Consider the following 26252-nt stretch of genomic DNA (forward strand, 5'->3'; position numbering starts at 1 on the left):
CCCCCCAACGCCCCAACCCACGACGCCTCGCCCGGCGCGTCCTCCCGCGGGGCGTCGCGCGGCATCCCGACGCCGGGCCCGCCCCCGCGGCGGGCCGGGCGCACGACGCAGCGGGACGGGCGCGTGGCGCTGGAGGCGCTCGCGCCGCTCGGCAGGCTCACCCCCGCCCAGGCCCGCGCCCTGGCCGACACCCTGGCCGACACCACGGCCGGCACCCGGGCCGGTGACGGCCCCGCGATCCGGTTCACCCCGTGGCGCACGGCGGTGTGCCTGGACCTGACCCCCGGGGAGGCGGACCGCGCGGAGCGGGCGCTCACCGGCTCCGGCCTCGTCACCGACCCGGCCTCCCCCTGGGCCGGCGTCACCGCCTGCACCGGCCGTCCGGGCTGCGCGAAGGCGCTGGCGGACGTCCAGGCGGACGCGCGGCGCTGGGTCCAGGGCCTGGCACACCCCCCGGACGCGCCGGACCGCGCGGCCGGGACGCCCGTGCACTGGGCCGGCTGCGAACGGCGGTGCGGCCTGCCGCGCGGCCCGGTCGTCGCGCTGATCGCCACCGGCGACGGCTACCGGCGAGGACGGCCCCGATGAGCCCCGCACGCGAACGAACGACGGACGTACGACCGACGACCCGCGAAGGCGACCCCCAGTGACCGACTACATCCGCGACGGAGCCGAGATCTACCGGCGCTCGTTCGCGACCATCCGCGCCGAGACCGACCTCACGGGCCTGCCCGCCGAGGTGGCCCAGGTGGCGGTGCGGATGATCCACGCCTGCGGCATGACCGACCTCGTGACCGACCTGGCCTGGTCCCCCGGGGTGGTCGTGCGGGCCCGCGCGGCCCTGCGCGCGGGCGCTCCCGTGTTGTGCGACGCCATGATGGTCGCCTCGGGCGTGACCAGGCGCAGGCTCCCGGCGGACAACGAGGTCCTGTGCACGCTGGCCGATCCGCGCGTGCCCGGCCTGGCCGAACGGCTCGGCACCACCCGCAGCGCCGCCGCCCTGGAGTTGTGGCGCGACCGCCTCGACGGCGCGGTGGTGGCGATCGGCAACGCGCCGACCGCCCTGTTCCGGCTGCTGGAGCTGGTCGCGGAGGGCGCGGGCCGGCCGGCGGCGGTGCTCGGCGTCCCGGTGGGGTTCATCGGCGCGGCCGAGTCCAAGCGGGCGCTGGCGGACAGCGACCTGGAACACCTGGTGGTGCACGGCCGTCGCGGCGGCAGTGCGATGACGGCGGCGGCGGTCAACGCCCTGGCCAGTGAGACGGAGTGAGCACGTTGAAGGGACGCCTGTACGGAGTCGGTCTCGGGCCCGGTGACCCGGAACTGGTCACGGTCAGGACCGCCAGGCTGATCGGCGAGGCGGACGTGATCGCCTACCACGCCGCCCGGCACGGCCGCAGTATCGCGCGCTCGATCGCGGTGCCGTACATGAGAGCGGATCAGGTCGAGGAACTGCTGCTCTACCCGCTGACCACGGAGAGCACCGACCATCCCGGCGGCTACCAGGGCGCGCTCGACGACTTCTACGCCGACTGCGCCCGGCGCCTGGCCGCGCACCTGGACGCGGGCCGCACCGTGGTGGTGCTGGCCGAGGGCGATCCGCTGTTCTACGGCTCGTACATGCACCTGCACAAACGCCTGGCCCACCGCTACCCGACGGAGGTGGTGCCCGGCGTGACGTCGGTCAGCGCCGCCTCCGCCGTGCTGGGCCGTCCGCTGGTGGAGCGGGAGGAGGTGCTGACCGTGCTGCCCGGCACGCTGCCCGCCGACGTGCTGGCCGAGCGGCTGCGCGGGACGGACTCGGCGGCGGTGCTCAAGCTGGGCCGCACGTTCGGGAAGGTACGCGACGCGCTGGCCGAGGCCGGCCGGCTGGACGACGCCTGGTACGTCGAGCGCGCCACGATGGGCTCCGAGCGGGTCGCGCCGCTGAAGGACGTGGACCCCTCCGGCGTGCCGTACTTCTCGCTGGCGCTGCTCGCCAGCCCGGCCGAGCGCACGTTCGCGCCCGAGCCGGCCGCGCCGCCGGCCGGGCCGGGCGAGGTGACCGTGGTGGGGCTGGGCCCGGCCGGGCGGCCGTGGCTGACGCCCGAGGCGCAGGACGCGCTGGCCGCCGCCACCGACATCGTCGGCTACGGCCCGTACGTGGACCGGGTGCCGCCCAACCCGCGCCAGCGCCGCCACCGCACCGACAACCGGGTGGAGGCCGAGCGCGCCAGGCACGCGCTGGAGCTGGCCCGCGACGGCGCCCGGGTGGCCGTGGTGTCGTCGGGCGATCCGGGCGTGTTCGCCATGGCCAGCGCGGTGATGGAGGAGGCGGCCGGTTTCCCGGACGTCCCGGTGCGGATCGTGCCCGGTCTGACGGCGGCGCAGGCGGTGGCCGGCCGGGCCGGCGCGCCGCTCGGGCACGACTACTGCGTGCTGTCGCTGTCCGACCTGCTCAAGCCGTGGGAGGTGGTGGCCCGCCGGATCACGGCGGCGGCCGCGGCGGACCTGGTGCTGGCGATCTACAACCCGGCCTCGCGCTCTCGCACGTGGCAGCTCGCGGCGGCCCGTGACCTGCTGCTGGAGCACCGGGACGCGGCCACGCCGGTGGTGATCGGCCGCGACGTCGGCGGCCCGGAGGAGAGCGTCACGGTCACGACGCTCGGCGACCTCGACCCCGGCCAGGTGGACATGCGCTGCCTGCTGATCATCGGCTCCTCGACCACCCGGGTCACCGATCGCGGCCTGGTCTACACGCCCCGCCGCTACCCCTGAGGACCGCCCGCCCAGTCCGCCGCCCAGTCGGCAGCCTGGGCCACGGTGCCGGTCAGGCGGACGCCGTCCGGGAGCGGCGGCCGGTCCACCATGACGACCGGCAGGCCGAGCTCGCGGGCGGCGGTGAGCTTGGCGGTGGTCAGCTCGCCGCCGCTGTCCTTGGTGACCAGCACGTCGAGGCGGCGCTCGCGGATGAGCGCCCGCTCCCCTTCGACGGTGTACGGGCCCCGGTCGAGCAGCACGTGCACGTGGGCCGGCACGGGCGGCTCCGGCGGGTCCACGGAGCGGGCCAGCAGCCACACCCCGGGCAGGCCGGTGAACAGCGGGAGGCTGCGCCGGCCCGTCGTGAGGAAGACCCGCGCGCCCGGGGTGAGCAGGGCGGCGGCCTCGTGCAGGGAGGCGACCCGCCGCCAGCGGTCGTCCGGGCCCTCCCGCCAGCCCGGCCGCCGCAGGACGAGCAGCGGCACGCCGGTGGCCGCCGACGCGGCGGCGGCCGAGGCGCTCATCCGCGCGGCGAACGGGTGGGTGGCGTCCACCAGGGCGTCGATGTGCTCGGCCAGCAGCCAGGCGGCCAGTCCCTCCGCCCCGCCGAACCCGCCTTCCCGCACCTCGCCGACCGGCAGGCGGGGCCTGCTGACCCGTCCGGCCAGCGACGACACGACGTGCAGCCCGGGGCGGCCGGCCAGCGCGGCGGCCAGGGCGCGGGCCTCGGCCGTGCCGCCCAGGATCAGGACTCGCCGCACGCCCGGTCCCGGCCGGCGCTGTAGAGGTGGCTGTCGGGGAACTGCGTGGCCGACAGCACCCGTCCGACGACGATGACGGCGGTGCGGCGGATCCCGGCGGCGCGCACCTGCTCCGCGATGTCCGCCAGCGTCCCGCGCAGGATCTCCTCGTCGAGCCGGCTGGCGCGGGCCACCACGGCGACGGGGCAGTCCGCGCCGTAGGCGGGCAGCAGTTCGGCGACGAGTTCGTCGATCCGCTGCACCGCCAGGTGCAGCACCATCGTGGCCCCGCTCGCCCCCAGCGTGGCGAGGTCCTCGCCGTCGGGCATCGGCGTGGCCCGCGCCGAGGTGCGGGTCAGGATGACGGTCTGGCCGACGCCGGGCACGGTCAGCTCCCTGCGCAGGGAGGCCGCCGCCGCCGCGAACGCCGGGACGCCCGGCACCACCTCGTACGGCACGCCGAGCGTGTCCAGCCGGCGCATCTGCTCGGCGACGGCGCTGAAGACGGACGGGTCGCCGGAGTGCAGCCGGGTGACGTCGAGCCCGGCGCGGTGGGCGGTGAGCAGTTCGGCGACGATCTCGTCGAGGTTCAGGTCCGCGGTGTCCACCAGCCGGGTGCCGGGCGGGCAGGAGCGCAGCAGTTCGCGGGGCACCAGGGAGCCCGCGTACAGGCACACCGGCGAGGTCTGGAGCCGGCGCAGCCCGCGCAGCGTGATCAGGTCGGCGGCGCCGGGCCCGGCACCGACGAAGTACACGGTCACGTGACGTCCTTCCTGGTCAGGGACCATACGGTGACCGGCATCGCCGGTCGCCAGCCGGTGAAGCCGCCCACCGGTGAGGCGCGTTGCACGGCCAGGCGGACCAGATCGCCGCCCAGCCTGCCGTACCACTGGCCGATGACGGCCTCGGACTCGAGCGTGACGGCGTTGGCGACCAGCCGCCCGCCGGGGCGCAGCCGCGACCAGCAGCGGTCGAGCAGGCCGGGCGCGGTGAGGCCGCCGCCGACGAACACCGCGTCGGGCGCGGGCAGGCCCTCCAGCGCGGCCGGGGCGCTGCCCTCGACGACGCGCAGCGACGGCACGCCGAGCCGGCCGGCGTTGCGGCGGATGGCGGCGGCGCGTTCCGGCCTGCTCTCGACGGCGACGGCGGCGCACGCCGGGTGGCTGCGCAGCCATTCGACGGCGATGCTGCCCGCGCCCGCCCCGACGTCCCACAGCAGTTCGCCGGGACGCGGGGCGAGCCGCGACAGCGTGACCGCGCGGACCTCCCGCTTGGTGAGCTGGCCGTCGTGCTCGTAGGCCGTGTCGGGCAGGCCCGGCACGCGGGGCAGCGGCTCGGTCCCGGGGGCCGCCGCGCACTCGACGGCGATCACGTGCAGCGGGGAGGCGGCGGGCTCGGTCCAGGTCCCGGCCGTGCCGTGCTGGGCGGTCTCGGTCTGCGCGCCGAGGTCCGACAGCACGGTCATGGCGCTCGGGCCGTACCCGTTGGCGGTCAGCAGCGCGGCGACCGTGGACGGGGCGTCGGTGCCGGCCCCGAGCACGACGACGCGCCGGCCGGGCAGCGCGACGGCGTTCAGCGTCTCGGGCGGGCGGCCGACGAGGCTGACCGTCTCCACGTGCTCGACCGCCCAGCCCAGCCGGGCGCAGGCCAGGGACAGCGACGACACGTGCGGCAGCACGCGGACGTCCGCCGCCCCGAGCAGGCGCACCAGCGTGGAGCCGATGCCGTAGAACATGGGGTCGCCGCTGGCCAGCACGCACACCGCGCGGCCGGCGTGCCGCTCCATCAGCGCGGGCAGCCCGGCCGTCAGCGGCGAGGGCCAGGGCACGCGTTCGGCGGTTGCGGCGGCGGGCAGCAGGTCCAGTTGCCGGGGGCCGCCCATGACGACCTCGGCCGTCTCCAGCGCGCGGCGCGACGCCTCGGGCAACCCGCTCCAGCCGTCCGCGCCGACGCCGACGACGGTGATCACACGTTGCCCAGGACGCGCGTCACCTGGATCTCGATGACCACCCGGGCGGGGTTGGCGCGGGGCGGCCGGTAGCGGGCGGTGTAGCGGTGCTCGGCGTCAGCCACCTCCTCCCGCGAGGTGCGGACGACCGCGCGGCCCTCCAGCGTGGACCAGCGGCGGCCGTCCACCTGGCACAGCGCGACGGGCACGCCGTCGGAGGCGGCGACGAGCCGGGCCTTGACGGAGCCGCCCGAGGTGATCACCCGGGCCAGGCCGGTCGTCAGGTCGAGTGTCGCGCCCACCGGCACCACGTGGGGCGGGCGGCCGGGGCGCGCGGTGGACAGCGTGCACAGGTGCCGCTCCTGCCAGAAGGCGGCGAAAGCGCTGCCCTGCTCGACCAGGTTCACGATCCTCCTCGGGTGATTTGCGAGCCATATCGTATATCGCACACTTCTGCCGAGCGACGACCAAGAATCCCGTAAAACCTACTGATATTAAAGGTATTGTGAACCACGTGAGCATCTCCGCAGCCGCCACCCAGCCGGACGCGGGCGCGCCCCCACCGCACCCGCTCGACCGCACCGCACGGGCCGCGCTGACCGGGCCGCACGCCCACCTCGCCGAACGGCGCGGCGAGGTGCTGCGCTACCCGGTGGACGTGTCGCCGTTCGCGGCCCTGCCCGACCACCCGGCCGAACGCGACTGGGCCGACGCCGCCGCCCTCGTCGGGCCGGGCGGGCAGGTCTCCTACACGGCCGACGACGTCCTGCCGCCCGCCGGGTGGGAGATCCTCGCGCGCGGCCAGGGCGTGCAACTGGTCGATGACGGCGTCGCCGCCGCCCCCGACGAGGAGGCGGTCCGGCTCACCCCCGCCGACGTGCCCGAGATGCTGGCGCTGGTCGGGCTCACCAGGCCGGGGCCGTTCCTGCCGCGCACCATCGAACTGGGCGTCTACCTCGGCATCCGCCGCCACGGCGAGCTGATCGCGATGGCCGGCGAACGCCTGCGCCCGCCCGGCTGGACCGAGATCAGCGCCGTCTGCACCCATCCCGCCCACCGGGGGCGGGGCCTGGCGGCCCGGCTGGTGCGCGCGGTCGCCGCCGGCATCCGCGCCCGCGGGGAGACGCCGTTCCTGCACGCCGCCGCGGGCAACACCGACGCCATCCGCCTGTACGAGCGGCTCGGCTTCCGGCTGCGCCGCACCACCGTGTTCCAGGTCGTGCGCGCGCCTCTCACCAGCGATCGTCCAATCCCGTAGACGCTCACGTAAAAGGATTGCACAGCAGCGCATTCGTCATCTCGTCCCGCGCTCCTGCGGTGGTTCCGTGTGCACCGAGCAACCGAAGGGGACCACACATGACGACCCACGCCGACCGCGCCCCGGCCACCCGCCAGCCGGTCGATCACCGCGACCCCGGGCGGGGCTGGTTCGAGCAGCGGATCATGCTCCAGCACCGCTCGTACGACCGGCCCATGGTCTTCCACCTCACCGGGCACAACGTGCTGCCGGCCGGCGAGCGTGACCGCGCGGTCGCCGACCTGCGGCGCTGGGCCGACTGAAACAGGCAATTATTTCCCGGTTCTCCTGGTTGGTACCAGCGGGATCATGAAGGAGGAGCCACCGTGCCGCGACCCACCCGCCCCCTGCGCAAGCTGGGTTTCCTGACGATCGGGCTGTTCGCCGGGGACGACCCGCGCCCCGGCCACGAGTCCACGCTGCGGATCATCGAGCTGGGCGAGCGGCTCGGCTTCGACAGCGTGTGGGTGCGGCACCGCCACCTGCAGTACGGCATCTCCTCCCCGATCGCCGTGCTGGCCGCGGCGTCCCAGCGCACCCGCCGCATCGAGCTGGGCACCGCGGTCATCCCCCTCGGCTGGGAGAACCCCCTGCGCCTGGCCGAGGACCTGGCCACGGTGGACGTGCTGTCCGGCGGACGGCTCAACCCCGGCGTCAGCGTCGGCCCGCCGTCCCACTACGACCAGGTCAAGGGCGCGCTCTACCCGGACACCGCCGACCTGGAGGACTTCAGCCACGAACGGGTGCGGCGGCTGGTGAGCCTCGTCCGCGGCGAGCCGGCCAGCGCCTTCAGCGGCACGGAGGGCTTCGAGGTCTTCTCCGGCCGGGTCCAGCCGCACTCCCCCGGCCTGGCCGCCCGCCTGTGGTACGGCGGCGCCAGCCTGCGCTCGGCCCGCTGGGCGGGCGAGCACGGCATGAACTTCCTGACCAGCAGCGTCGTCAAGGCCGAGGAGTCGGCGGACTTCGAGCGCGTCCAGCTCTCCCACGTGCGGGAGTTCCGCGCCCACCACCCCGACGGCGAGCGGGCCCGCGTCTCCCAGGGCCTGGTCGTCCTCCCGACGGACACGGCCACCCCGGAGCAGCGGGCCAAATACGCGGCCTACGCCGCCGCTCGCCTGCCCCGCACCGCCGAGCCGCAGGGACCGGCACGCATGCTGTTCGCGCCCGACCTCGTCGGCGACTCCGCGCAGCTCGCCGAACGGCTGCACGCCCACGCCGCCTTCCAGGAGATCGACGAGGTCGCGTTCGCGCTGCCGTTCACCTTCGAGCACGACGACTACGTGCAGATCCTCACCGACATGGCCACGAAGCTCGGCCCGGCGCTGGGCTGGCGGCCCGCCGGGGAGCCCGGCTGAGGACGGCCGGGAACCCGGCACCCGGGTGCTCTATCGTCAGGCGGACGACCGCTGCGAAAGGACTCCTCTCCATGGAACACCGGAACGCCCCCTGCCGGGAGTCGCGATGAGCGGCGGCGAGCGGCTGGTGGAGCAGGTGCACGCGCTGCTGGCGCAGCCCAGGCCCTGGTCCGTCGTCCAGATCGGCGACCCGGTGCTGCGCCGCACCGCCGAGCCGTACGACGGCCAGCTCCCCGACGCCCTGCTGCGCGACCTGCTCGACGCGATGTTCCGGCACCTGCCGGGCGTCGGCGTCGGGCTCGCCGCGCCGCAGGTCGGCATCCCGCTGGCGCTGGCCGTCATCGAGGACCCCGCCGAGGTGCCGCCGGAGCTCGCCGCCGAGCGGGAGCGCCCGCCGCTGCCGCCGCTCGAACTCGTCAACCCGGTCGTCACCCCGCTCGGCTCCCGCTACCACGCCTTCAACGAGGGCTGCCTGAGCGTCGAGGGGCTGACGGCCGTCGTCGCCCGGCACGCGCAGGTCCGGCTGGCGGCGCTCGACGGGGGCGGGCGGGCGTACGAGCTGGAGCTGTCCGGCTGGCCGGCGCGCATCGCCCAGCACGAGACCGACCACCTCAACGGCGTCCTCTACCTCGACCGGGCCGAGCCGCGGTCGTTGTCCACCGTGGCCAACCACGAGCGTTTCCACGTGGCCGGCGGGGCCTCGTCCGGGAGACGCCCGGGCTGAGGCGGGTCAACGGCAGAACGGGGCCATGCCGAGCACCGATTTCACGCCGCCCAGCAGGTGCCGGGTGAAGTGCTCGTCGCCTTCCATGGGCTCGGCGGTCCACGCCTTGACGTCGTGCCCGAGGGTGGTCAGCCAGGCCCGGCCGCCGTCGTAGTACTGGCACCAGCTCACCGGGTGGTGCTCGCCGTGGCCCGGGTGCCCGAGGTTGCCGCGCACGCCGCGCGGCAGGGTGCGCTCGTCCACCTCGGCCAGCACCCGGACGCGGGTCGGGGCGGGCACGAGGTTGTACCACTCGTCGGTGAAGGCCCAGGTGCGCGGGAGCCCCTGGGTGGAGACGTCGCGGCGGCCGACGGTGACGACGGTGCCGGGCTGGTTGGCGCCGTGGTCGTAGAAGTTGGCGTTGCCGAGCAGTCCCTCGTACCAGGGCCAGTTGTACTCGGTGCCGAAGGCGTTGTGCACGCCCGCGAAGCCGCCGCCGGCGCGGACGTACTGGCGCAGCGCGGTCTGCGCGGCGTCGTCGAGGGCGTCGCGGGTGGTGCTGAGGAACATCACCGCGTTGTAGGCCAGCAGTCGGCCCGCCGACGAGAGCTGGGTGACGTCCTCGGTGTAGTCGACCGAGAAGCCGTTCTCCCGGCCCATCTCGATCATCGCCTTGACGGCGACGTTGTCGTCGTTCAGCGGCGGGTTGAGGCCGGGGCCGAGCGGCGTGCCGAGGTGGGCGTGCCGCGGCCCGGCGGTGCGGCTGTAGACGAGCAGCTTGTAGCCCTTGGCCGGGTCGAAGTTGCCCCAGTCGTGGTAGCAGCGGGGGTCGGTGCCCCGGCAGACGCCGTAGTCGGGGTCGCCGAGGTTCTGCGCCGGGCCGGGGGGCGCGGCGGACGAGGTGGCGGAGGTGGCGGACAGGGATGCGGCGGAGCCGGGGGCGGTGGCGGTGAGCAGGAGGAACGCCGCTCCGGTGGCGGCGGCGACGGAGAGTTTGCTGCGCATGAGCACCTCACGTTTCGATCCACCAGATGGATCGATGGGTCCACTCAGGGGACTTGAGCGTAACTTCGGATCTTCCGGTCGACAAGCGGGCGGCGGCGGGCCACCGTTCAGAGCCAGGTCGGCAGGATGGACGGCGGGATCGGCCCCTTGTTGCGCCGCCCCTGTCCGCTCTCCTCCCAGGCGTGGGCCAGGATCCCGACCGATCTGCTGAGCACGAACAGCCCGCGCGCCAGGGGCGCGGGGAAACCCAGTTCGGCGTAGACCACGGCGGTGGCCCCGTCGATGTTCATCGGCACCGGCGCGATCAGCCGCTCGACCTCGATCGCGGCCCGAAGGTGCGCGCCGGGCACCACCCCGGCCGCGACCGCGCCGGAGACGAGGTCGAGCAGCGGGTCACGGCGCGGGTCGCGGGTGTGGAACCGGTGCCCGAAGCCGGGCAGGTACTTGTCCCGCGCGCGCCGGCGCGCCACCACGGCGGCGGCGTCACCGTCGGCGACCACCTCCTCCAGCAGGCCGACGCACTGCTCGCCCGCGCCGCCGTGCACGTCGCCGAGCAGGTTGACGCCGGTGGCGACGGCGTTGTTGAGCCCGACCCCGCACGTGACGGCCATCCGGGCGACGGCGATGGACGGCGCGTGCGGCCCGTGGTCGACCGACGAGACCAGCGCCGCCTCCAGCAGCGCCGCGTGCCGCGGGTCGGGGCGTTCGCCGCGGAGCATGAGCCAGATCAGCTCGGCGAACCCGATCCGGCCGATGAGGTCCTGGACCGGCCGGCCGCGCAGTTCGATCAGGTCGGGCTCGATCCGCGACACCGCCGTGGCCCACCAGCCGGCGGCCTCGCCGTCGCTCATGACGCCCCCTCGATCTCGGAGCTGTCGCTCATGACGCCTCCTCTATCTCGGAGTTGTGCTCGCCGAGCCGCGGGGCGCTCCCGCGGGGCCGCAGGGGGACGCCGTCCACGACCACCCCGTTCCCGGTGACGGTGACCGGCCGGCCGCCCGCTCCGGCGAGCGGCACCTCCGTCAGGAAGCCGCGCCGGGTCAGTTGGTCGAGGGCGAGCGCCTGCGGGACGGTGAGGATGCGGGCGGCGGGCACCCCCGCTTCGGAGAGCAGTTCCTCCCACTCCAGCGCGGTCTTGGCGCGCAACGCCTGGTTCAGCTCCTGGTTGAGGGCCCGCCGGTGGGTCTTGCGCGCCTCCCGTTCGGCGAAGCGGGCGTCGTCGGGCAGGTCGGGCCGTCCGACGAGCCGGCACAGCGTCTCGAACTGGGCCTGCTGGTTGGCGGCGATGTTGAGCGGCCCGTCGGCGGTCTCGAAGGTGCCGGACGGGGCGGCGGTGGCGTTCTGGTCGCCCATCGGCTCGGGTTCGACACCGCCGATCAGGTAGTTGGAGACGGTCCAGCCCATCGCGGAGATGGACGCCTCCAGCATGGACAGGTCGAGGTGGCAGCCGCGCCCGCTGCGCTGCCGGCCGGCCAGCGCGGCGCAGACGGCCAGGGCGGCCGTCAGCCCGCCGACGGTGTCGCAGACGGGGAAGCCCACCCGTACGGGGGCGGTGTCGGGGGTGCCGGTGACGCTCATCATGCCGGACAGCCCCTGGATGATCTGGTCGTAGGCGGGCGCCGAGCTCATCGGCCCGCTCTGCCCGAATCCGGAGATGGAGCAGTAGACGAGACCGGGGTTGAGCTCGCGCAGGCTCTCCCAGCCGTAGCCGAGCCTGGCCAGCACCCCGGCCCGGAAGTTCTCCAGGAGCACGTCCGCGCCGGTGATCATCGATTCGAAGGCGGCCCGCCCGGCCGGGCTCTTCAGGTCGAGCTCGACCGATTTCTTCCCGGCGTTCTGGGCCAGGAAGGACGCGCCCATCCGCTCCCGGTTCAGCTCCGGGTCGGGCCCGAGCCGGCGGGCGAGATCGCCGGCGCCGGGCACCTCCACCTTGATCACCTCCGCGCCGAACAACATCAGTTGGTAGCCGCAGTACGGCCCGGCCAGGACGTTGGTCAGGTCCACGACCTTGACGCCGTCCAGCGGCAAGTTCGAAGGCATGGCCCGCACCCTAACACCGAGTCCGCTGAACGGTCCAGGCGAACCACCTGGCGGAAAATCTTTACCCTTGCCATAACCTTCACCGGGCTCATACCGTGAGGCAATCCACAGTGCGGATTGTCGGAACCGCTGAGCGGATCCGGTGGGGAGTCACCGTGAACACCATCCACGACGCCGGATGCCTGGTCGCCGGGAACTGGCTGAACGACGGCGAGTACGCCGACCGTGTCGGCCCCTACCGCCGCGAGCCGGTCAGCCGGGCCAGGACCGCGCGGCCCGGCGACATCGACGCCGCCCTCGCCTACGCCCGGCAGGGGGCCAGGCACGTCGCCCGGCTCGCGCCCGCCACCCGGGCGGACATCCTGGAACGCGCCGCCGCCGCGGCCACCGCGCGCGGCGACCACCTGGCCCGCCTGCTGGCGCTGGAGCTGGGCAAACCACTCAAGGACGGACGGGGCGAGATCGCCCGCGTCGCCGACACGCTGGCCGTCGCCGCCGCCGAGGCGCGCGCGATCGGCGGCGAGGTGCTGCCGGTCGCGGGCTGGGGCCGCGGGGTCGGCAACACCGCGATCACCCAGCGCGCCCCGGCCGGGCCGGTGCTGGCGATCACGCCGTTCAACGCCCCGGCGAACCTGCTCGCGCACAAGCTCGCCGCCTCCTTCGCGGCCGGCAACACCACGATCGTCAAACCGCCGCCGCAGGCGCCCGCGGTCTCCACCGCGCTGGTGGAACTGCTGCTGGAGGCCGGGATGCCGGTCGAGGCGGTGCAGGTCCTGCACGGAGGCGGCGACGTGGGAGCACGGCTGTGCGCCGCGCCGGAGATCGCCGTCGTCAGCTTCACCGGCGGCGTGCCGGCCGGGCGCGCCGTCGCGCACGCCGCCGGGCCGAAACGGGTGCTGCTCGAACTCGGTGGCAACGCCGCCACCATCGTCTGCGAGGACGCCGACGTCGCCGCGGCGGCGCTGGCCTGCGCCCGCACCGGCTACAGCAACTCCGGGCAGAGCTGCATCTCGGTCCAGCGCGTCTACGTGCACCGCAGCCGGTTCGAGGAGTTCGCCGCCGCGCTGACCGCGCAGGTGAAGACGCTGGTCGTCGGCGACCCCATGGACCCGGCGACCGACGTCGGCTCCATGGTGGACGACGACGCCGCCGAGCGGGTGGTCCGCTGGAGCGCCGAGGCCGCCGATCAGGGCGCCCGGGTGACGGCCGGCGGCACGCGGGAGGGCGCGGTGATGGCGCCCACCGTCGTCGTCGATCCGCCCGCCGAGGCCAGGGTCGTGCGCGAGGAGGTGTTCGGCGCGCTGGTCGCCGTGCTCCCGTACGACGGGTTCGACGAGGTGCTGGAGGAGTGCAACCGCAGCACGTACGGGCTGCAGGCCGGGCTGTTCACCCACGACGTGCGCCGCATCGTGACCGCCTGGCGCGAGCTGGAGGTGGGCGGCCTGGTGGTGAACGGCTCGTCCAACTTCCGGCTCGACCACGTCCCGTTCGGCGGTGTGAAGGACTCCGGCGTCGGCCGCGAGTCGCCGCGCTGGATGATCGAGGACTTCACCGTGACCAAGACCCTCATGCTCAAGGGCCTGTCCATCTGGGGGGATCAGTGACCACGACGGCCGCCCACGCGCTCGTCGCGCAGCTCGAGGCGCTCGGCGTCGAGTACGTCTTCGGCACCTGCGGGCACACCAACATTGCCGTCCTGGACGCGCTGGCCGACAGCCGCGTCCGGTTCGTCATCGCCCGCCACGAGCAGGCCGCCGCGCACGCCGCCGACGGCTACGCCCGCGCCAGCGGGAAGCCGGGCGTGCTGCTGGTGCACGTCGGGCCGGGGCTGACCAACGCCGCGACCGGCGTGCTGACCGCCGCGCTGGACTCGGTGCCGCTGGTGGTGATCTCCGGGGACGTCCCCTCGTACTACCACGGACGCCATCCGCACCAGGAGATCAACCTGCACGCCGACGCCGACCAGGCGAGCGTGTTCCGGCCGTTCGTCAAGCGGGCCTGGAACGTGCACCGGGCGCAGGATCTCGGCCGCCACGTCGAGCGCGCCTTCTGGACCGCCGTCTCGGGACGTCCCGGGGCCGTGCTGGTCAACGTGCCGATGGACGTCTTCTCGCGGCCCGCGACGCCGTACCCGGAGCTCAGCCACGCGGCCCCGCCCGTCCTGCCGGAGGGCACCGCGGAGCTGATCGCCGCCCGGCTGGCCGCCGCCGAACGCCCGCTCATCTACGTGGGCGGCGGCCTGCGCGAGGACGCCGGGCCGCTGATCCGGCTGGCCGAGCATCTCGACATCCCGATCGTGCACTCGCTCATGGCCAAGGGCACCGTCCCCGACGCCCATCCGCTGCTGCTCGGCATGCCGGGCTTCTGGGGGCTGGAGCTCACCAACGACTACGCCCGCGCGGCCGACGTGGTGCTGGCGCTGGCCACCCGGTTCGCCGAGACCGACGCCAGCTCCTGGGATCCCCGCTACACCTGGGACTTCTCCGGCAGCACGCTCATCCAGATCGACATCGACCCGGCCGAGATCGGCCGTAACTATCCGGTGGAGATCGGCGCGGTCGCCGACGTGCGGCTCGGGGTGCAGGCCGTCGCCGAGGCCGCCGCGGCCCACCCCGTACGGGACCGGCCGGAGCTGCGCGCGCGGATCCGCGCCGCACGCTCGGAGCTGTACGCGGCCAGTGCCGAACGGGGCCGGAGCGCGGACTTCCCGCTGCGGCCCGAACGCATCCTGGCCGACCTGCGCGCCTCGCTCCCGGCCGACGCGATCCTGGTCACCGACGTGGGCTGGAACAAGAACGGCGTCGCCCAGTGCTACGAGTTGCCCGCCGAAGGCCGCTTCATCACCCCGGGCGGCGCCTCCACCATGGGTTTCGGGCCGGCCGCCGCCGTCGGGGTGCAACTCGCCCAGCCGGGCAGGACGGTGGTCGCGCTCGTCGGCGACGGCGGGATGAGCGCGCAACTGCCCGCCCTGCCGCTCGCGGTGGAGCAGGACGCCCCGGTGATCTTCGTGGTGATGAACAACCGCGCCCACGGCACGATCTCCGACCTGCAGTCGGCGTACTTCGGCCGCAGCCACGGCTGCGACTTCACCGACCCGGCCGGAAAGCCGTACAGCCCCGACTTCGCGGCGCTGGCCAGGGCGTGCGGAGCCGTGGGCCACAGCGTCGCCACGCCCGCCGGCCTCGGCGAGGCGCTGCGCACGGCCGTCGCCGACCGGCGGCCCGCGGTGATCGACGTGCCGATGGTCAACGAGCCGGTGCCGACCCCGGGCCACTGGAACATCAAGGACATCTACCAGGGCCTGTTCACGGACTGAGCCACGGGCCGATCGAGGGGCCGACCGAAGGGGCTGACCGACCGATCAACCCAGCCGATCAGCCGGGCCGATCAGCTCGCCCGATCAGCCCGGCCGGTCGCCCGGAAACCGTTGCACGTTCGAGATTCCCTCAACGTTTCCCGTCGCTTATAACGAACGTACTAGTCCGTGAATTACTTCTCACCTACCCCCCTACGAGGTGAACCGTGCATTTCACGAGATTCTCCATCGCGGCCGCCGCCCTGCTGGCGCTCGCCGCCTGCGCCCCTCCCGGGCAGACGGGCGGCTCGGAATCGAACACCACCGGCCCCATCAAGATCGCCAACGTGAACGCCCAGAGCGGCCAGCTCAGCTCGCTCGGCCAGTGGGAGCACAAGGGCGTCAAGCTCGCCGTCGACGAGGCCAACAAGGCCGGCGGTGTCAACGGGCGGCAGATCCAGCTCGACCTCTTCGACAGCCAGGGAGACCCCACCATCGGCACCAACGTGGCCAGGAAGATCGCCGCCGAGGGCTACCTCGCCATGCTCGGCACCGCGGAGAGCGCGGTCACCCTCGCCATGGCGCCCATCCTCAAGGACGCCAAGATCCCGAACATCACCTCGGGACAGTCGCCCAAGCTCGCCGAGCTCAAGAGCCCCTTCCTCTTCCTCAACGCCCCGACCAGCGTGACCTTCGACGAGACGCTGGCCAAGTACCTGATCGACGACAAGGGCATGAAGAAGATCGCGCTCATCAGCAACAACGGCGCGTACGGCGCCGGCGAGCACGACGCCTTCCTCGCCTCGCTCAAGACCAGGAACGTCACCCCGTCCGCCGACGAGATCGTCACCCCCGACCAGAAGGACTTCAACTCCAACCTCGCCAAGATCCGCGAGCAGAGCCCCGAGGTGCTGTTCATCGGGGCCGAGGAGGTCCAGTCCGGGCTGATCGCCAAGCAGGCGCGCGAACTCGGCATCAAGGCGGTCCTCGCCGGCGGCGCCCCGGTCGGCACCGACGTGTACGCCACCACGGCCGGCCTGGACAACGCCGAAGGCACCGTCGTCAGCTCCCCCTACCTGAGCAACGAGGCCAGCGAGCCGATCAAGGCGTTCGCCGCCAAGTACAAGGCCGCCTACAACGAGGAGGCCCGCATGCACGTCGCCAAGGCGTACGACGGGGCGTCCATCCTCATCGAGGCGCTCAAGCAGACGCAGGGCGAGGGCGGGCAGAAGCTGGCCGACGCCATCCGCGGGGTCAAGCGCGCCGGGCTGCTCGGCGACTACACCTACGACGCCAACGGCGTCGGCATCCACGAGACGAAGATCGGCCTGGTCAAGGACGGCAAGGTCGTACCCGAGGCCGCGAGCTGACGTGCAGGTCTTCCTTCAGACCCTGATCGGCGGGGTCACGTTCGGAGCGGTGTACGCGCTGGTGGCGATGGGGTTTTCGATCGTCTACCGCACCATGGGGCTGGTCAACTTCGCCCACGGCAGCGTCGTGATGATCGGCGCGTACGCCGCCTCCACCTTCTACCTGGCCACGCAACTGCCGTTCGCCGTCGCGATCGTCGTCGCCATCGCGGTGACGGGGCTCATCGGCCTGGTCATCGAGCGTTTCCTGCGTCCGCTGGAGAACAAGGACTTCACCCTGATGCTGATCGGCACCATCGGCTTCGGCGCGGTGCTGGAGGCGGGCGCGGTCCTGGTCTGGGGCGCGACCGGGCACGCCGTGCCGTCCCCGGTCGCGACGGGGCCGATCGACGTGGCCGGGATCCGCATCCCCACCTACAGCCTGCTGGTGATCGCCGTGGCCGCCGCCGCGACCGGGCTGCTGGCGCTGTTCCTGCAGCGCACCAAGCTGGGCGCGGCCATGCAGGCGGTCGCCATGGACCACCAGGCCGCCACCGCGGTCGGCATCCACGTCGGCCGCAGCAACGCCATGGCCTTCGCCATCGGCGCCGGCCTGGCCGCGCTGGCCGGCAGCCTCATCGGGCCCATGCTGTACGTCAACCCCACCATGGGCGGCACGCTCGGCATCAAGGGCTTCGCCGCCGCCATGCTCGGCGGCTTCGGCAGCATGCCCGGCGCGATCGTCGGCGGCCTGGCCTTCGGCCTGCTCGACTCCTTCGCCGCGGGCAACTTCCAGGAGTACTCCGAGCTGGTCACGTTCCTCGTCTTCGCCCTCATCGTGATGATCCGCCCGACCGGCGTCTTCGGAGAGGCAACGGTGAACCGCGCATGAAACGACTGGTGCTCATCGCCGCCGCCGCGGTGGCGGCCTGGCTGCTGCCCTACGGACTGGGCGGCTACGCCATCCACGTCGCCGACGTCGCGATCATCTTCGCGATCCTGGCCATCGGGCTCGGCCTGACGATGGGGGTGGCCGGGCAGATCAACCTGGCCCAGGTGGCCTTCTTCGGCGTCGGCGCGTACACGGTCGCCATCCTGACCACCGAGGCCGGGCTCGGCTTCTGGACCGCGTCGGTGCTGGCGCTGCTGACCGCCGTGGTGTTCGGGGTGCTCACCGGCATCCCCGCGCTGCGCATGCAGTCGCACTACCTCGGCATCGTGACGCTCGGCCTGGCGCTGGCGTTCACCAACTGGGTGACCAACGCCCACATCGCGGGCCGCGCCGAGGGGATCAGCGACATCCCGGTGCCGCCGATGTTCGGCGTCGACCTGTCCAGCGGCTACCTGTTCTACTACGTCGAGCTGATCGTGTTCGCGGTGGCGCTGGCCTTCGCGCTGCTGGTCACCCGCTCGCCGCTGGGCCGGCGGCTGCGCGCGATGCGCGACGACGACCTCGCCGCCGGGGCGCTGGGCGCGGAGATCCCGCTGCTGCGGATGACCGCGTTCGTGCTGTCCGGCCTGTACGGCGGCCTGGCCGGCATCCTGTACGCCGGGCTCATCCGCTTCGTCGCCCCCGAGTCCTTCAACATCGCCAACATGTTCCTGCTGCTCGCCATGGTGATCATCGGCGGCCGGAGCAGCATCCTGGGCTGCGTGGTCGGCGCCGTCGCGCTGTCCCTGGTCAGGGAGGCGCTGCTGGACGCCTCCGGGTACGCCCAGCTCGGCTACGGCCTGGTGGTGGTGCTGGTGGTGGTGTTCGCGCCGCAGGGGCTGGCGGGCCTGCCGGGGCAGCTCCAGGCGCTGCGGCGCAGACGCGGCGGCGGCTCGCGGGCCCAGCTCGGCCCGTTCCGGCCGTACGAGGCGGTGCCCCGCGCCGAGGAGCGGGTCGCGCTGGAGGTCCGGGAACTGACGATGCGGTTCAAGGGCCTGGTGGCGCTCGACGAGGTGTCGCTCACGGTCCCGGCCGGTCAGATCCGCGGCATCGTCGGCCCCAACGGCTCGGGCAAGACGACCCTGTTCAACGTGGTCAGCGGCTTCTACACGCCCAGCCGGGGGTCGGTGGCATTGCACGGGAGGGAGGTGAGCGGGCTGGCCCCGTACCAGCTCGCGCAGCGCCGCGTCGCGCGCACCTTCCAGAACCTGCGCCTGTTCGAGGACCTCAGCGTGCGCGAGAACCTGCTGCTGGGCCTGGACCGCACCCGCACCTGGTGGATCTGGCGCTATCCGAGCCTGCCGTGGAAGGTGCTCGGCTACGAACGGGCGCTGCGCGCGCGGGCCGGGGAGCTGATCGACCGGTTCGGGCTGGCGGAGGTCGCCGACGCCGAACCGCGCTCGCTGCCGTACGGCATCCAGCGCCGGATCGAACTGGCCCGCGCCATGGCGATGTCCCCCAGCCTGCTTCTGCTCGACGAGCCCGCCGCCGGGCTCAACGGCGGGGAGGTGCGCGGGCTGGCCGAGATCGTCCGCTCCATCAGGGACGCGGGCGTCACCGTGATCATCATCGAGCACAACATGGGGCTGGTCATGTCGCTGTGCGACCAGGTGACCGTGCTGTCCAGCGGCAGGGTCATCGCCGACGGCCCGCCGGCCGAGGTCGCCGTGCACCCGGACGTCGTCGCCGCCTATCTCGGCGACTCGATGGCCGCGCCCACCGAGGAGAGCGCCGAGGCCGCCGTCGAGGAGGCGAACCGATGAGCACGCTGACCGTGGAAGGACTGTCGGTGCACTACGGCGGCGTGCGCGCCGCCCACGACGTGTCGTTCACCGTGGAGCCCGGCCAGTCGCTCGGCATCATCGGCGCGAACGGCGCGGGCAAGACCTCCACCCTCAAGGCCGTCATGGGCCTGGCGCCGCGGCAGGCCAGGGCCATCCGGTTCGGCGAGCACGACCTGCTCCGGGCGCCCGCCCACACCCTGGTACGGCACGGCATCGGCTACGTCCCGGAGGGCAGGCACGTCTTCCCCGGGCTCAGCGTGGAGAAGAACCTGCTGCTGGGCGCGTACACCGGGAGTTGGAAGCACACCCCGATCGACGAGGTGTACGAGCTGTTCCCGGTGCTGGGCGAGATGCGCGGCCGGCTGGCCGGCGCGCTGTCCGGCGGGCAGCAGCAGATGCTGGCCGTCGGCCGGGCCATGATGTGCCGGCCCAAGGTGATGCTGCTGGACGAGCCGTCGATGGGGCTGTCGCCGAAGCTGGTCGACGACATCGCGGCCGTGCTCAAGAAGCTCAACTCCGGCGGCCTGTCCATCCTGCTCGTCGAGCAGAACGCCAAGCTCACCTTCGACGTCACCACCACCTGCCTGGTCATGGAGAACGGGGAGATCGCCGCCGGCGGCGCCTCGGCGGAGCTGAGCGACGACCCCCAGGTCAGGCGCATCTATCTCGGTCTGTGAAGACGCCGGGTTGAGGGCCCGGGCCGTGCGGCCCCGGTCCGTGAAGAAAGGATGACCATGGTCCGTCGCAGAGAGTTACTCGCCGGCGCCGTCGCGGCCGTCGCGCTCGCCGGAGCGGGCGCGGGGCCGGCCACCGCAGGCACGGGACGCGCCGACCGGAACTTCCCGAAGGTCGGCGGGAACCTGGCGAACCAGAGCCACACCGCGCTGCGCGGGGTGCACCGGGGCAACGTCAGGCGGCTGCGGGCGGGGTGGGTGAACAACATCGAGGGCGGGCTGATGGCGGGCAACAGCCAGAGCACCGCCGTCGCCGTGGACGGCGTGCTGTTCATCGAGTCCGCGCTGGGCAACGTCGTCGCCGTGGACGGCCGTACCGGGGCGACCCTCTGGAAGTACGAGCAGACCCGCGGCGCGGTCACCCGCAGGGGCGTGGGCGTGGGCGGCGGCCGGATCTACACCTGCGCCAACGACAACTGGCTGATCGCCCTCGACCAGCGCACCGGCCAGGTGCTGTGGGAGCGGCAGCACAACGGCTACGGCAACCTGGAGAAGGTCGCGGTCACCTACCACGACGGCATGCTCTACTGCGGCACCAACGACGGCCCGCGCGGCGCGGCGCTCGCCTTCGACGCGGCGACCGGCGAGCTGGCCTGGCACTTCTGGGGCACGGCCGCGCCCGGCCAGGTGGGCGGCGGCACCTGGGAGGGCGACTCCTGGCAGGCCGGCGGGGCGACGCCGTGGATGCACTGCGCGATCGACCCCGACCTGCGGCTGGTCTACTGGACGTTCGGCAACGCCCGGGGCGGCCGCTCCTCGCAGGACGGCTCCGAGCGCGGCGGCCAGAACCTGTTCGCCAACTCGATCGTGGCCATGGACCTGAAGACGGGCGCCTACCGGTGGCACTTCCAGTCGATCCACCACGACATCTGGGACATGGACAACGTCATGGCGCCGGTGCTGCTGGACGCCCGCGTCCGCGGCCGGATGCGCAAGCTGGTCGTCTACGGCAGCAAGACCGGCATGTACTACATCCTCGACCGGGCCGACGGCTCCGCGCCGCTGGGCATCGACGAACGTCCGGTGCCGCAGGAGCCCCGGCAGAAGACCTGGCCCACGCAGCCGTTCCCGCGCCAGGGCGGCTGGACCGAGCAGCGGCCGGTGGCGCAGCCGCTGGGCTCGGAGGTTCCCGGCGCCCCGCACCGGGCGGTGCCGAACTACACGATCGGCTCGCTGTACACGCCGCACTGGGACGAGCCGATCCTGACCATCCCCGGCCACGGCGGCGGCGCGGACTGGAACCACCAGTCCTACAGCCACAGCACCCGCCTGGTGTACACCGGCTTCGGCTACGTGGCCGCCGCGCACTCCCTGACCGAGGCGTCGAACGGGCTGCGCCCGCCCGGCGAGTACATGACCGGCGGCGTCGTGGCCGTGGATCCCGCCACGAACCTGGTCCGGTGGAAGCGCAACCTGCCGTACTCGCTCGCGCACGGCAACGGCATCCTCACCACGGCCTCCGACCTGCTGTTCATCGGCCAGCCCGACGGCAACCTGCTCTGCCTGGACGCCCGCGACGGCCGGGAGCTGTGGCGCTGGCAGACGGGGGCCGCCGTCAGCAGCAGCCCGATCGCGTACGAGATCGACGGCGAGCAGTACGTCGCGGTCTACGCGGGCGGCACCAGCATCCCGTACGGCGGCTCCGCCCAGCGCGGCGACCACCTGTGGGCCTTCCGGCTGGACGGCGGCGTGCCGCCCGCGCCCACCCCGCCGCCGCCCGTGGTGCGCCGGCCGGTCTCCGGCCCGCCGGTGGAGGGCAGCGCGGTGGGCAACACCGTCGTGCTGGCCAGGGTGTACGAGAACGGGCAGGTGGGCGCGGTCGAGTCCACGGCCGTGAACGCGATGGCGCCCACCCACCTGCGGGTGCCGGTCGGCACCACGGTGACGTTCGTCAACCCCGCGGACAACGTCCACGTCCACGGGGCCACCCAGTTCTTCGAGGGGCTGTTCGACGTGCGGCTGAAGCCCGGTGAGTCCTACCGCCACACCTTCGACCGGCCCGGCGAGTACTTCTTCAACGACTGCCACAGCCCGCGCCCGACGGGCAAGATCGAGGTCACGGGCTGATCAGCGCGACGTCCGGGGTCTGGAGCGGGAAACGTTCGAGCACCAGCGGATCGTGGCCGGCGACCACCAGCTCGGGGCCGCCGGCCAGCTCGTTGACGCGGTCGAAGGCGCCGTACATGCCGGTCATGCTGTGCAGGATCGGGAAGGGGCGGTCGCTCTCGATGTTCTCGTAGAAGTGGCTGGCGTCGGAGGCCAGCACGACGGGCCCGCGGGCGGTCTCGGCCCGCACCACCTGCATGCCTGCGGTGTGCCCGCCCACGAGGTGCACGCTGAGGCCGGGGACGACGGTGGCGTCGCCGTCCAGTGCCCGCACGCGGCCCCGCTCGCCGGCCTCGCGCAGGTGCGCCAGGTCGGCGTCGTTGAGCAGCCAGCGCTCGCGGGTGATGCGCTCGGCCCAGGGCCCGCTCCAGTAGTCCAGTTCGGCCTGCTGGACGACGTAGCGGGCGCGGGGGAACAGGTGGGCGGTGCCGGTGTGGTCGTAGTGCAGGTGGGTCAGCACCACGTGGTCGACCGACTCGGCGGGGACGCCCAGCTCGGCCAGGGCCTCGACGGGCGAGCAGCGGTAGTCGAGGCCCTCGACGCGGGCGGCCCGCTCCGGCGCGATGCCGGTGTCGACGACCACGGTGTGCTCGTCGGAGACGGCCAGCCAGATGTAGTAGGCGGTCGGGTGGGAGCCCGCGCCGCCGGGCTCATAGCCGTGGAAGTGCTCGCCGCGGCGGGCGTCGCGCTGAGCGTAACGGATGGCCTGGACGCGGAAGGCGCTACTCATGCCCGCACCCGGTCGGGCACCTTGAGCCCGAGCTGCTCGGTCGGCACCTTGTACGTCTCCCGCCCGGTGGCGACGGCGGCCACGTTGATCAGGCAGACCACGGCGGTGATGATCGAGACGCCGAGCCAGCTCCCGGGGCCGGTGCCGGCCACCGCCGTGGCAACCGTGGGCGCGAAGCCGGCGATGGCGAACCCGATCTGGGTGCCGATCGCCATGCCCGACAGCCGGACCCGGGTGGTGAACATCTCGCCGTAGAACGACGGCCAGACGGCGCTGGTGGCGCTGTGCACGACGCCGAACATGAGGATCCCGGCCACGAAGATCAGGAAGTAGTTGCTGGCGGAGATGGACCACAGGTAGGCGAACATCAGCACCGCGCAGCCGAGGGAGCCGCCGATGAAGACCGGCTTGCGGCCGATCCGGTCCGACAGGTTGCCCCAGAGCGGGATCGTGATCACCGCGGCGACGTTGGCCAGCACGCCGACCCACAACATGGGGGTGCGTTCCAGGCCCATCGTGTTGACCGCGTAGGACAGGGCGTGCACGGTGAAGATCGTGCTGACCGAGGCGATGACCGCGGCGACGACCACGCGCAGCACGTCGGCCTTGTGCTCGCGGAAGAGCACCGCGAGGGGCATCTTCGCGACGGTGTTGGTGGCGACCTCCTGCTCGAAGGCCGGGGTCTCCTCCAGCGTGCGGCGGATGACGACGCCGACCACGGCCACGCCCACGCTCAGCCAGAACGGCACCCGCCAGCCCCAGGTCAGGAGCTGCTCCTCGGGGAGGGCGGCGATCGGCAGGAAGATCGCGGTGGCGATGATCTGGCCGGCCTGGGTGCCGTTGAGGGTGAAGCTGGTGTAGAAGGCGCGCCGGCCTTCGGGGGCGTGCTCCAGCGTCATGGAGTTGGCGCCCGCCTGCTCGCCCGAGACGGAGAAGCCCTGCATCAGGCGGAGCAGCACCAGCATGATCGGCGCCGCCACGCCGACCTGGTCGTAGGTGGGCAGGCAGCCGACCAGGAAGGTGGAGCCGCCCATCATCAGCAAGGTGAGCACCAGCACCCGCTTGCGGCCGAACCGGTCGCCCACGTGGCCGAGCACGAAGGCGCCGACGGGCCGGGCCAGGTAGCCGACTCCGAAGGTGGCCAGCGCGAGCAGCGTTCCCGTGGCGGGCGAGGAGGCGGGGAAAAAGATCTTGTTGAACACCAGCGCGGCGGCCGTGCCATAGATGAAGAAGTCGTAGTACTCAAGCGCGCTGCCTATCCAGGCAGCGATGGCCGCTTTGCGTGGTTTGCCCTGCACCGTCACAATTATGCTCCTCACGGCGACGTCGGGGGGTAGTGCGGTGACAGGAAACTAACTCACCGGTTCGTACATTACAAGGGTGTTGCCGCAGGATTAAGCCCCGCGAGCGGGACTGACGTGCTGCACGGCCAGCCGGATCGGGGCGTTGCCGGCCCCGTAACCCTGGTAGCCGCCGATCCGCTGGACGAACTCGAAGAACACCCGGCCCACGGTGACCGTGTACAGGTGCAGGAACTCGCCGTCGCCGTCGCGGTCGTAAAGCACGCCCAGCTCGCGCAGCTCGGGGTCGATCTCGTGACGGGCCTCGAGGTCGTCGTAGTAGTTGCCCGGGATGGGCAGCAGCAGGCCGGGCTGCCGCGCGCGCAGCCTGCGGGCCACGGCCACGACGTCCTCGCAGGCCAGCGCGACGTGCTGCCACGGGTGGTGACCGGCGCCGACCTGGGCCACGTTGACCACCATGCGGACCGAGCCGTCGGGGGCCGACATGGCCTTGCTGCGCAGCAGGCCGTACGGGTCGGGCAGGTCCAGGCTCTCCTGCGGGCTCAGCCCGAGCACGCTGCGGTAGAACAGCTCGGCCTCGTCGAAGTAGTGCGGCGGCTGGGTGAGCGCCACGTGGTCGATGCGGGTGACCTCCCCGGCGACGGGCGCGCCGGGGCCGCCGAAGTCGGCCAGCCAGCCGTCGTCGCAGAAGAAGATCTCGGTGCCGTCCGGGGCGGCGACCGCGTCCAGCGGGGCGTCCTCGGGGGCGCGCTCGCGGGGCAGCACCGGCGACAGCAGCGACTCGGCGTGCTTGACCGCGCCGCCGGGATGAGGGCTGTCCAGGCCGATCGCGACCAGGGCCGGATCGGTCCCCGGCGGGCCCTCGTTGAGCAGCAGGCGGGCCCCGCCCTGCGACCACAGCTCGACCGGCTTGGTGGGATGCGTCCCGGTACGAGCGAAGCCCAGCGCGGCCAGCACGCCGCGCAGCGGCCCCGGGCCGCTCAGCTCGGCGAAGGCGAAGCCGGTCGGCACGGACGGATGCGCGGCGCGTTCCAGCTCTCCCTCCAGCGCGAGCAGCGAGCGCATGCCGTCGCGTGCGGTGCGTCCCGTGACGGCCTGCCGGAAGTGATCGTTGAAGACCTCCAGCGACAGCGGGCCCGTGTACCCGGCGTTCAGCGCGTGCCGGACCAGCCCGGCGACGTCGAAGTTGCCCTGACCGGGGAAGCAGCGGTGGTGGCGGCTCCACTGGAGCACGTCCATGGCCAGCAGCGGGGCGTCGGCGAGCTGGAGGAAGAAGATCTTCTCGCCGGGGATGGCCTCGATGCCGATGGGGTCGGAGCCGCGCGAGAGGATGTGGAAACTGTCCAGGCAGGTGCCCAGGTTCGGGTGGTCGGCCATCCGCACGACGCGCCAGGCGTGCAGGTACTCGTTGACGTGCCGGCCCCAGGCCAGGGCCTCGTAGGCGATGCGGATGCCGTGTTCGGCGGCCCGGTCGGCCAGCAGCCGGAGCTGTTCGGCGGCCAGCTCGTCGTCGCCTACCACGCCCGGCGAGACGTTCGAGCAGACCAGCAGCAGGTCCGCGCCGAGGCGGCGCATCACCCGGAACTTGTGCTCGGCCCGGCGCAGGTTGCGCGCGAGCACGTCGGGGGTCACCGACTCGAAGTCGCGGAAGGGCTGGTAGAGGTCGATGCCGAGGCCGAGGCCGGCCGCCCTGGCGCGGATCTCCTCGGGCGGCAGCGGGCAGGCCAGCAGGTCGTTCTCGAAGATCTCCACGCCGTCGAAGCCCGCGGCGGCGACGGCCTCCAGCTTCTCGGTGAGGGTGCCGCTCACCGAGACCGTGGCGATGGACTTGCGCATGCTTCCTCCTTGGGCGGGCTCAGACCGCGATCAGACTTGGGCGGGCTCAGACCGCGATCAGACTTGGGCGGGCTCAGACCGCGATGAGGTCGGTGAGGTGGGCGAACATCCGCTCGGCGTCCGGCTCCTTGCCGGTGAACAGCCGGAAGGCGTGCACGGCCTGGAAGACGACCATGCCGGTGCCGTCGAGGGTGCGGCAGCCGATCGCCCGCGCCTGCTTGAGCAGTTCGGTCTCCAGCGGCCGGTAGACGATGTCGGCCACCCACAGGCCGGGGTGCAGCAGTTCGGCGGGCAGCGGCAGGCCGGGGTGGTGGGCCCTGCCGGTCGGCGTCGCGTGCACCAGCCCTTCGGCCCCGTCCGGG

The 26252-nt window shown here is 73.2% G+C and carries 23 protein-coding genes and 2 pseudogenes; 14 read left to right on the plus strand and 11 right to left on the minus strand.

Annotated features, from left to right (window positions below; genetic code table 11):
* The 3 genes and pseudogenes from FAF44_RS36720 to FAF44_RS36730 form a co-directional block, all read left to right on the plus strand.
* A pseudogene (locus FAF44_RS36720) lies at positions 1–588 on the plus strand (hypothetical protein); the annotation flags it as partial.
* A 58-nt stretch (positions 589–646) separates the two neighbouring features.
* Positions 647–1267, plus strand: a complete 621-nt coding sequence (locus FAF44_RS36725) for a precorrin-8X methylmutase (RefSeq protein WP_237107949.1) — start codon at positions 647–649, stop codon at positions 1265–1267.
* 5 nt (positions 1268–1272) lie between these two features.
* The gene (locus FAF44_RS36730) at positions 1273–2754 is read left to right on the plus strand and encodes a precorrin-2 C(20)-methyltransferase (protein WP_237107971.1); all 1482 of its coding nucleotides are present in this window, start codon (positions 1273–1275) and stop codon (positions 2752–2754) included.
* Here FAF44_RS36730 and FAF44_RS36735 read toward each other — a convergent pair.
* Genes FAF44_RS36735 through FAF44_RS36750 form a run of 4 tightly spaced genes read right to left on the minus strand, consistent with a single transcriptional unit; the run spans position 2745 to position 5831 of the window.
* A complete protein-coding gene (locus FAF44_RS36735) occupies positions 2745–3497 on the minus strand; it encodes a cobalt-precorrin-6A reductase (RefSeq protein WP_237107950.1) in 753 nt (250 codons plus the stop codon). The genes FAF44_RS36730 and FAF44_RS36735 overlap by 10 nt on opposite strands.
* Positions 3482–4237 (minus strand): precorrin-4 C(11)-methyltransferase, encoded by a 756-nt coding sequence (cobM, locus tag FAF44_RS36740; protein WP_237107951.1) that lies wholly within the window; start codon positions 4235–4237, stop codon positions 3482–3484. Before cobM ends, FAF44_RS36735 begins: the two co-directional genes overlap by 16 nt.
* Positions 4234–5445, minus strand: a complete 1212-nt coding sequence (cbiE, locus tag FAF44_RS36745; RefSeq protein ID WP_237107952.1) for a precorrin-6y C5,15-methyltransferase (decarboxylating) subunit CbiE — start codon at positions 5443–5445, stop codon at positions 4234–4236. The genes cobM and cbiE overlap by 4 nt, the downstream gene beginning before the upstream one ends.
* Positions 5442–5831 (minus strand): pyridoxamine 5'-phosphate oxidase family protein, encoded by a 390-nt coding sequence (locus tag FAF44_RS36750; protein ID WP_237107953.1) that lies wholly within the window; start codon positions 5829–5831, stop codon positions 5442–5444. The genes cbiE and FAF44_RS36750 overlap by 4 nt, the downstream gene beginning before the upstream one ends.
* 107 nt (positions 5832–5938) lie before the next feature.
* Here FAF44_RS36750 and FAF44_RS56035 point away from each other — a divergent pair, with 107 nt between their 5' ends.
* From FAF44_RS56035 to FAF44_RS36770, 4 genes are all read left to right on the plus strand, one after another.
* On the plus strand, positions 5939–6682 hold the full coding sequence (locus tag FAF44_RS56035) for a GNAT family N-acetyltransferase (RefSeq protein WP_237107954.1): 744 nt from the start codon (positions 5939–5941) through the stop codon (positions 6680–6682).
* Between the two features lie 98 nt (positions 6683–6780).
* Positions 6781–6984 (plus strand): hypothetical protein, encoded by a 204-nt coding sequence (locus FAF44_RS36760; RefSeq protein ID WP_237107955.1) that lies wholly within the window; start codon positions 6781–6783, stop codon positions 6982–6984.
* Positions 6985–7047: 63 nt separating this feature from the next.
* Positions 7048–8076, plus strand: coding sequence for an LLM class flavin-dependent oxidoreductase (locus tag FAF44_RS36765; RefSeq protein ID WP_237107956.1), 1029 nt, complete (start codon positions 7048–7050; stop codon positions 8074–8076).
* A 106-nt stretch (positions 8077–8182) separates the two neighbouring features.
* Positions 8183–8800: a peptide deformylase gene (locus FAF44_RS36770; protein WP_237107957.1), complete on the plus strand. Its 618-nt coding sequence runs from the start codon at positions 8183–8185 to the stop codon at positions 8798–8800.
* 6 nt (positions 8801–8806) lie between these two features.
* Here FAF44_RS36770 and FAF44_RS36775 read toward each other — a convergent pair whose 3' ends face one another.
* The 3 genes from FAF44_RS36775 to FAF44_RS36785 form a co-directional block, all read right to left on the minus strand.
* Positions 8807–9784: a ThuA domain-containing protein gene (locus FAF44_RS36775; RefSeq protein WP_237107958.1), complete on the minus strand. Its 978-nt coding sequence runs from the start codon at positions 9782–9784 to the stop codon at positions 8807–8809.
* A 107-nt stretch (positions 9785–9891) separates the two neighbouring features.
* Positions 9892–10635 carry a citryl-CoA lyase gene (locus FAF44_RS36780; protein ID WP_237107959.1) on the minus strand — a complete coding sequence of 248 codons (744 nt, stop codon included), beginning with the start codon at positions 10633–10635 and terminating at the stop codon, positions 9892–9894.
* A 28-nt stretch (positions 10636–10663) separates the two neighbouring features.
* Positions 10664–11824, minus strand: a complete 1161-nt coding sequence (locus FAF44_RS36785) for a CaiB/BaiF CoA-transferase family protein (RefSeq protein ID WP_237107960.1) — start codon at positions 11822–11824, stop codon at positions 10664–10666.
* 155 nt (positions 11825–11979) lie between these two features.
* On the opposite strand from FAF44_RS36785, the gene FAF44_RS36790 reads away from it, so the two are divergent.
* The 7 genes from FAF44_RS36790 to FAF44_RS36820 all read left to right on the plus strand — a co-directional run bounded on the left by FAF44_RS36790 (position 11980) and on the right by FAF44_RS36820 (position 21984).
* Entirely contained in the window at positions 11980–13428 is a 1449-nt protein-coding gene (locus tag FAF44_RS36790) for an aldehyde dehydrogenase family protein (protein WP_237107961.1), read from the plus strand.
* Positions 13425–15140, plus strand: a complete 1716-nt coding sequence (locus FAF44_RS36795; RefSeq protein ID WP_237107962.1) for a thiamine pyrophosphate-binding protein — start codon at positions 13425–13427, stop codon at positions 15138–15140. The genes FAF44_RS36790 and FAF44_RS36795 overlap by 4 nt, the downstream gene beginning before the upstream one ends.
* Before the next feature lie 206 nt (positions 15141–15346).
* Positions 15347–16489, plus strand: coding sequence for an ABC transporter substrate-binding protein (locus FAF44_RS36800; RefSeq protein WP_237107963.1), 1143 nt, complete (start codon positions 15347–15349; stop codon positions 16487–16489).
* Between the two features lies 1 nt (position 16490).
* Positions 16491–17360: a branched-chain amino acid ABC transporter permease gene (locus FAF44_RS36805; RefSeq protein WP_237107964.1), complete on the plus strand. Its 870-nt coding sequence runs from the start codon at positions 16491–16493 to the stop codon at positions 17358–17360.
* On the plus strand, positions 17357–19162 hold the full coding sequence (locus FAF44_RS36810; RefSeq protein ID WP_237107965.1) for an ATP-binding cassette domain-containing protein: 1806 nt from the start codon (positions 17357–17359) through the stop codon (positions 19160–19162). The genes FAF44_RS36805 and FAF44_RS36810 overlap by 4 nt, the downstream gene beginning before the upstream one ends.
* Complete coding sequence (locus tag FAF44_RS36815) at positions 19159–19860, plus strand: ABC transporter ATP-binding protein (RefSeq protein ID WP_237107966.1); 702 nt, start codon at positions 19159–19161, stop codon at positions 19858–19860. The genes FAF44_RS36810 and FAF44_RS36815 overlap by 4 nt, the downstream gene beginning before the upstream one ends.
* 57 nt (positions 19861–19917) lie before the next feature.
* The gene (locus tag FAF44_RS36820) at positions 19918–21984 is read left to right on the plus strand and encodes a PQQ-binding-like beta-propeller repeat protein (RefSeq protein WP_237107967.1); all 2067 of its coding nucleotides are present in this window, start codon (positions 19918–19920) and stop codon (positions 21982–21984) included.
* Here the strand turns inward: FAF44_RS36820 and FAF44_RS36825 are convergent.
* The 4 genes and pseudogenes from FAF44_RS36825 to FAF44_RS36840 all read right to left on the minus strand — a co-directional run.
* Positions 21974–22753 carry an N-acyl homoserine lactonase family protein gene (locus tag FAF44_RS36825; protein ID WP_237107968.1) on the minus strand — a complete coding sequence of 260 codons (780 nt, stop codon included), beginning with the start codon at positions 22751–22753 and terminating at the stop codon, positions 21974–21976. The two genes, FAF44_RS36820 and FAF44_RS36825, sit on opposite strands and share 11 nt — an antisense overlap.
* Positions 22750–24051 (minus strand): MFS transporter, encoded by a 1302-nt coding sequence (locus tag FAF44_RS36830; protein ID WP_237107969.1) that lies wholly within the window; start codon positions 24049–24051, stop codon positions 22750–22752. The genes FAF44_RS36825 and FAF44_RS36830 overlap by 4 nt, the downstream gene beginning before the upstream one ends.
* Before the next feature lie 96 nt (positions 24052–24147).
* Positions 24148–25890, minus strand: a complete 1743-nt coding sequence (locus FAF44_RS36835; RefSeq protein ID WP_237107970.1) for a bifunctional sugar phosphate isomerase/epimerase/4-hydroxyphenylpyruvate dioxygenase family protein — start codon at positions 25888–25890, stop codon at positions 24148–24150.
* Between the two features lie 73 nt (positions 25891–25963).
* Positions 25964–26252, minus strand: a pseudogene (locus tag FAF44_RS36840) (shikimate dehydrogenase); the annotation flags it as partial.

Origin of the sequence: Nonomuraea sp. MG754425 (assembly GCF_021699195.1) — a bacterium.
In the GTDB taxonomy this organism is placed as follows: domain Bacteria; phylum Actinomycetota; class Actinomycetes; order Streptosporangiales; family Streptosporangiaceae; genus Nonomuraea.

Coding starts and splice junctions, on each gene's coding strand:
- FAF44_RS36775 (WP_237107958.1), bottom strand. CDS start 9,784: ATGCGCAGCAAACTCTCCGTCGCCGCCGCCACCGGAGCGGCGTTCCTC.
- FAF44_RS36815 (WP_237107966.1), top strand. CDS start 19,159: ATGAGCACGCTGACCGTGGAAGGACTGTCGGTGCACTACGGCGGCGTG.
- FAF44_RS36820 (WP_237107967.1), top strand. CDS start 19,918: ATGGTCCGTCGCAGAGAGTTACTCGCCGGCGCCGTCGCGGCCGTCGCG.
- FAF44_RS36835 (WP_237107970.1), bottom strand. CDS start 25,890: ATGCGCAAGTCCATCGCCACGGTCTCGGTGAGCGGCACCCTCACCGAG.
- FAF44_RS36770 (WP_237107957.1), top strand. CDS start 8,183: ATGAGCGGCGGCGAGCGGCTGGTGGAGCAGGTGCACGCGCTGCTGGCG.
- FAF44_RS36810 (WP_237107965.1), top strand. CDS start 17,357: ATGAAACGACTGGTGCTCATCGCCGCCGCCGCGGTGGCGGCCTGGCTG.
- FAF44_RS36780 (WP_237107959.1), bottom strand. CDS start 10,635: ATGAGCGACGGCGAGGCCGCCGGCTGGTGGGCCACGGCGGTGTCGCGG.
- FAF44_RS36825 (WP_237107968.1), bottom strand. CDS start 22,753: ATGAGTAGCGCCTTCCGCGTCCAGGCCATCCGTTACGCTCAGCGCGAC.
- FAF44_RS36785 (WP_237107960.1), bottom strand. CDS start 11,824: ATGCCTTCGAACTTGCCGCTGGACGGCGTCAAGGTCGTGGACCTGACC.
- FAF44_RS36760 (WP_237107955.1), top strand. CDS start 6,781: ATGACGACCCACGCCGACCGCGCCCCGGCCACCCGCCAGCCGGTCGAT.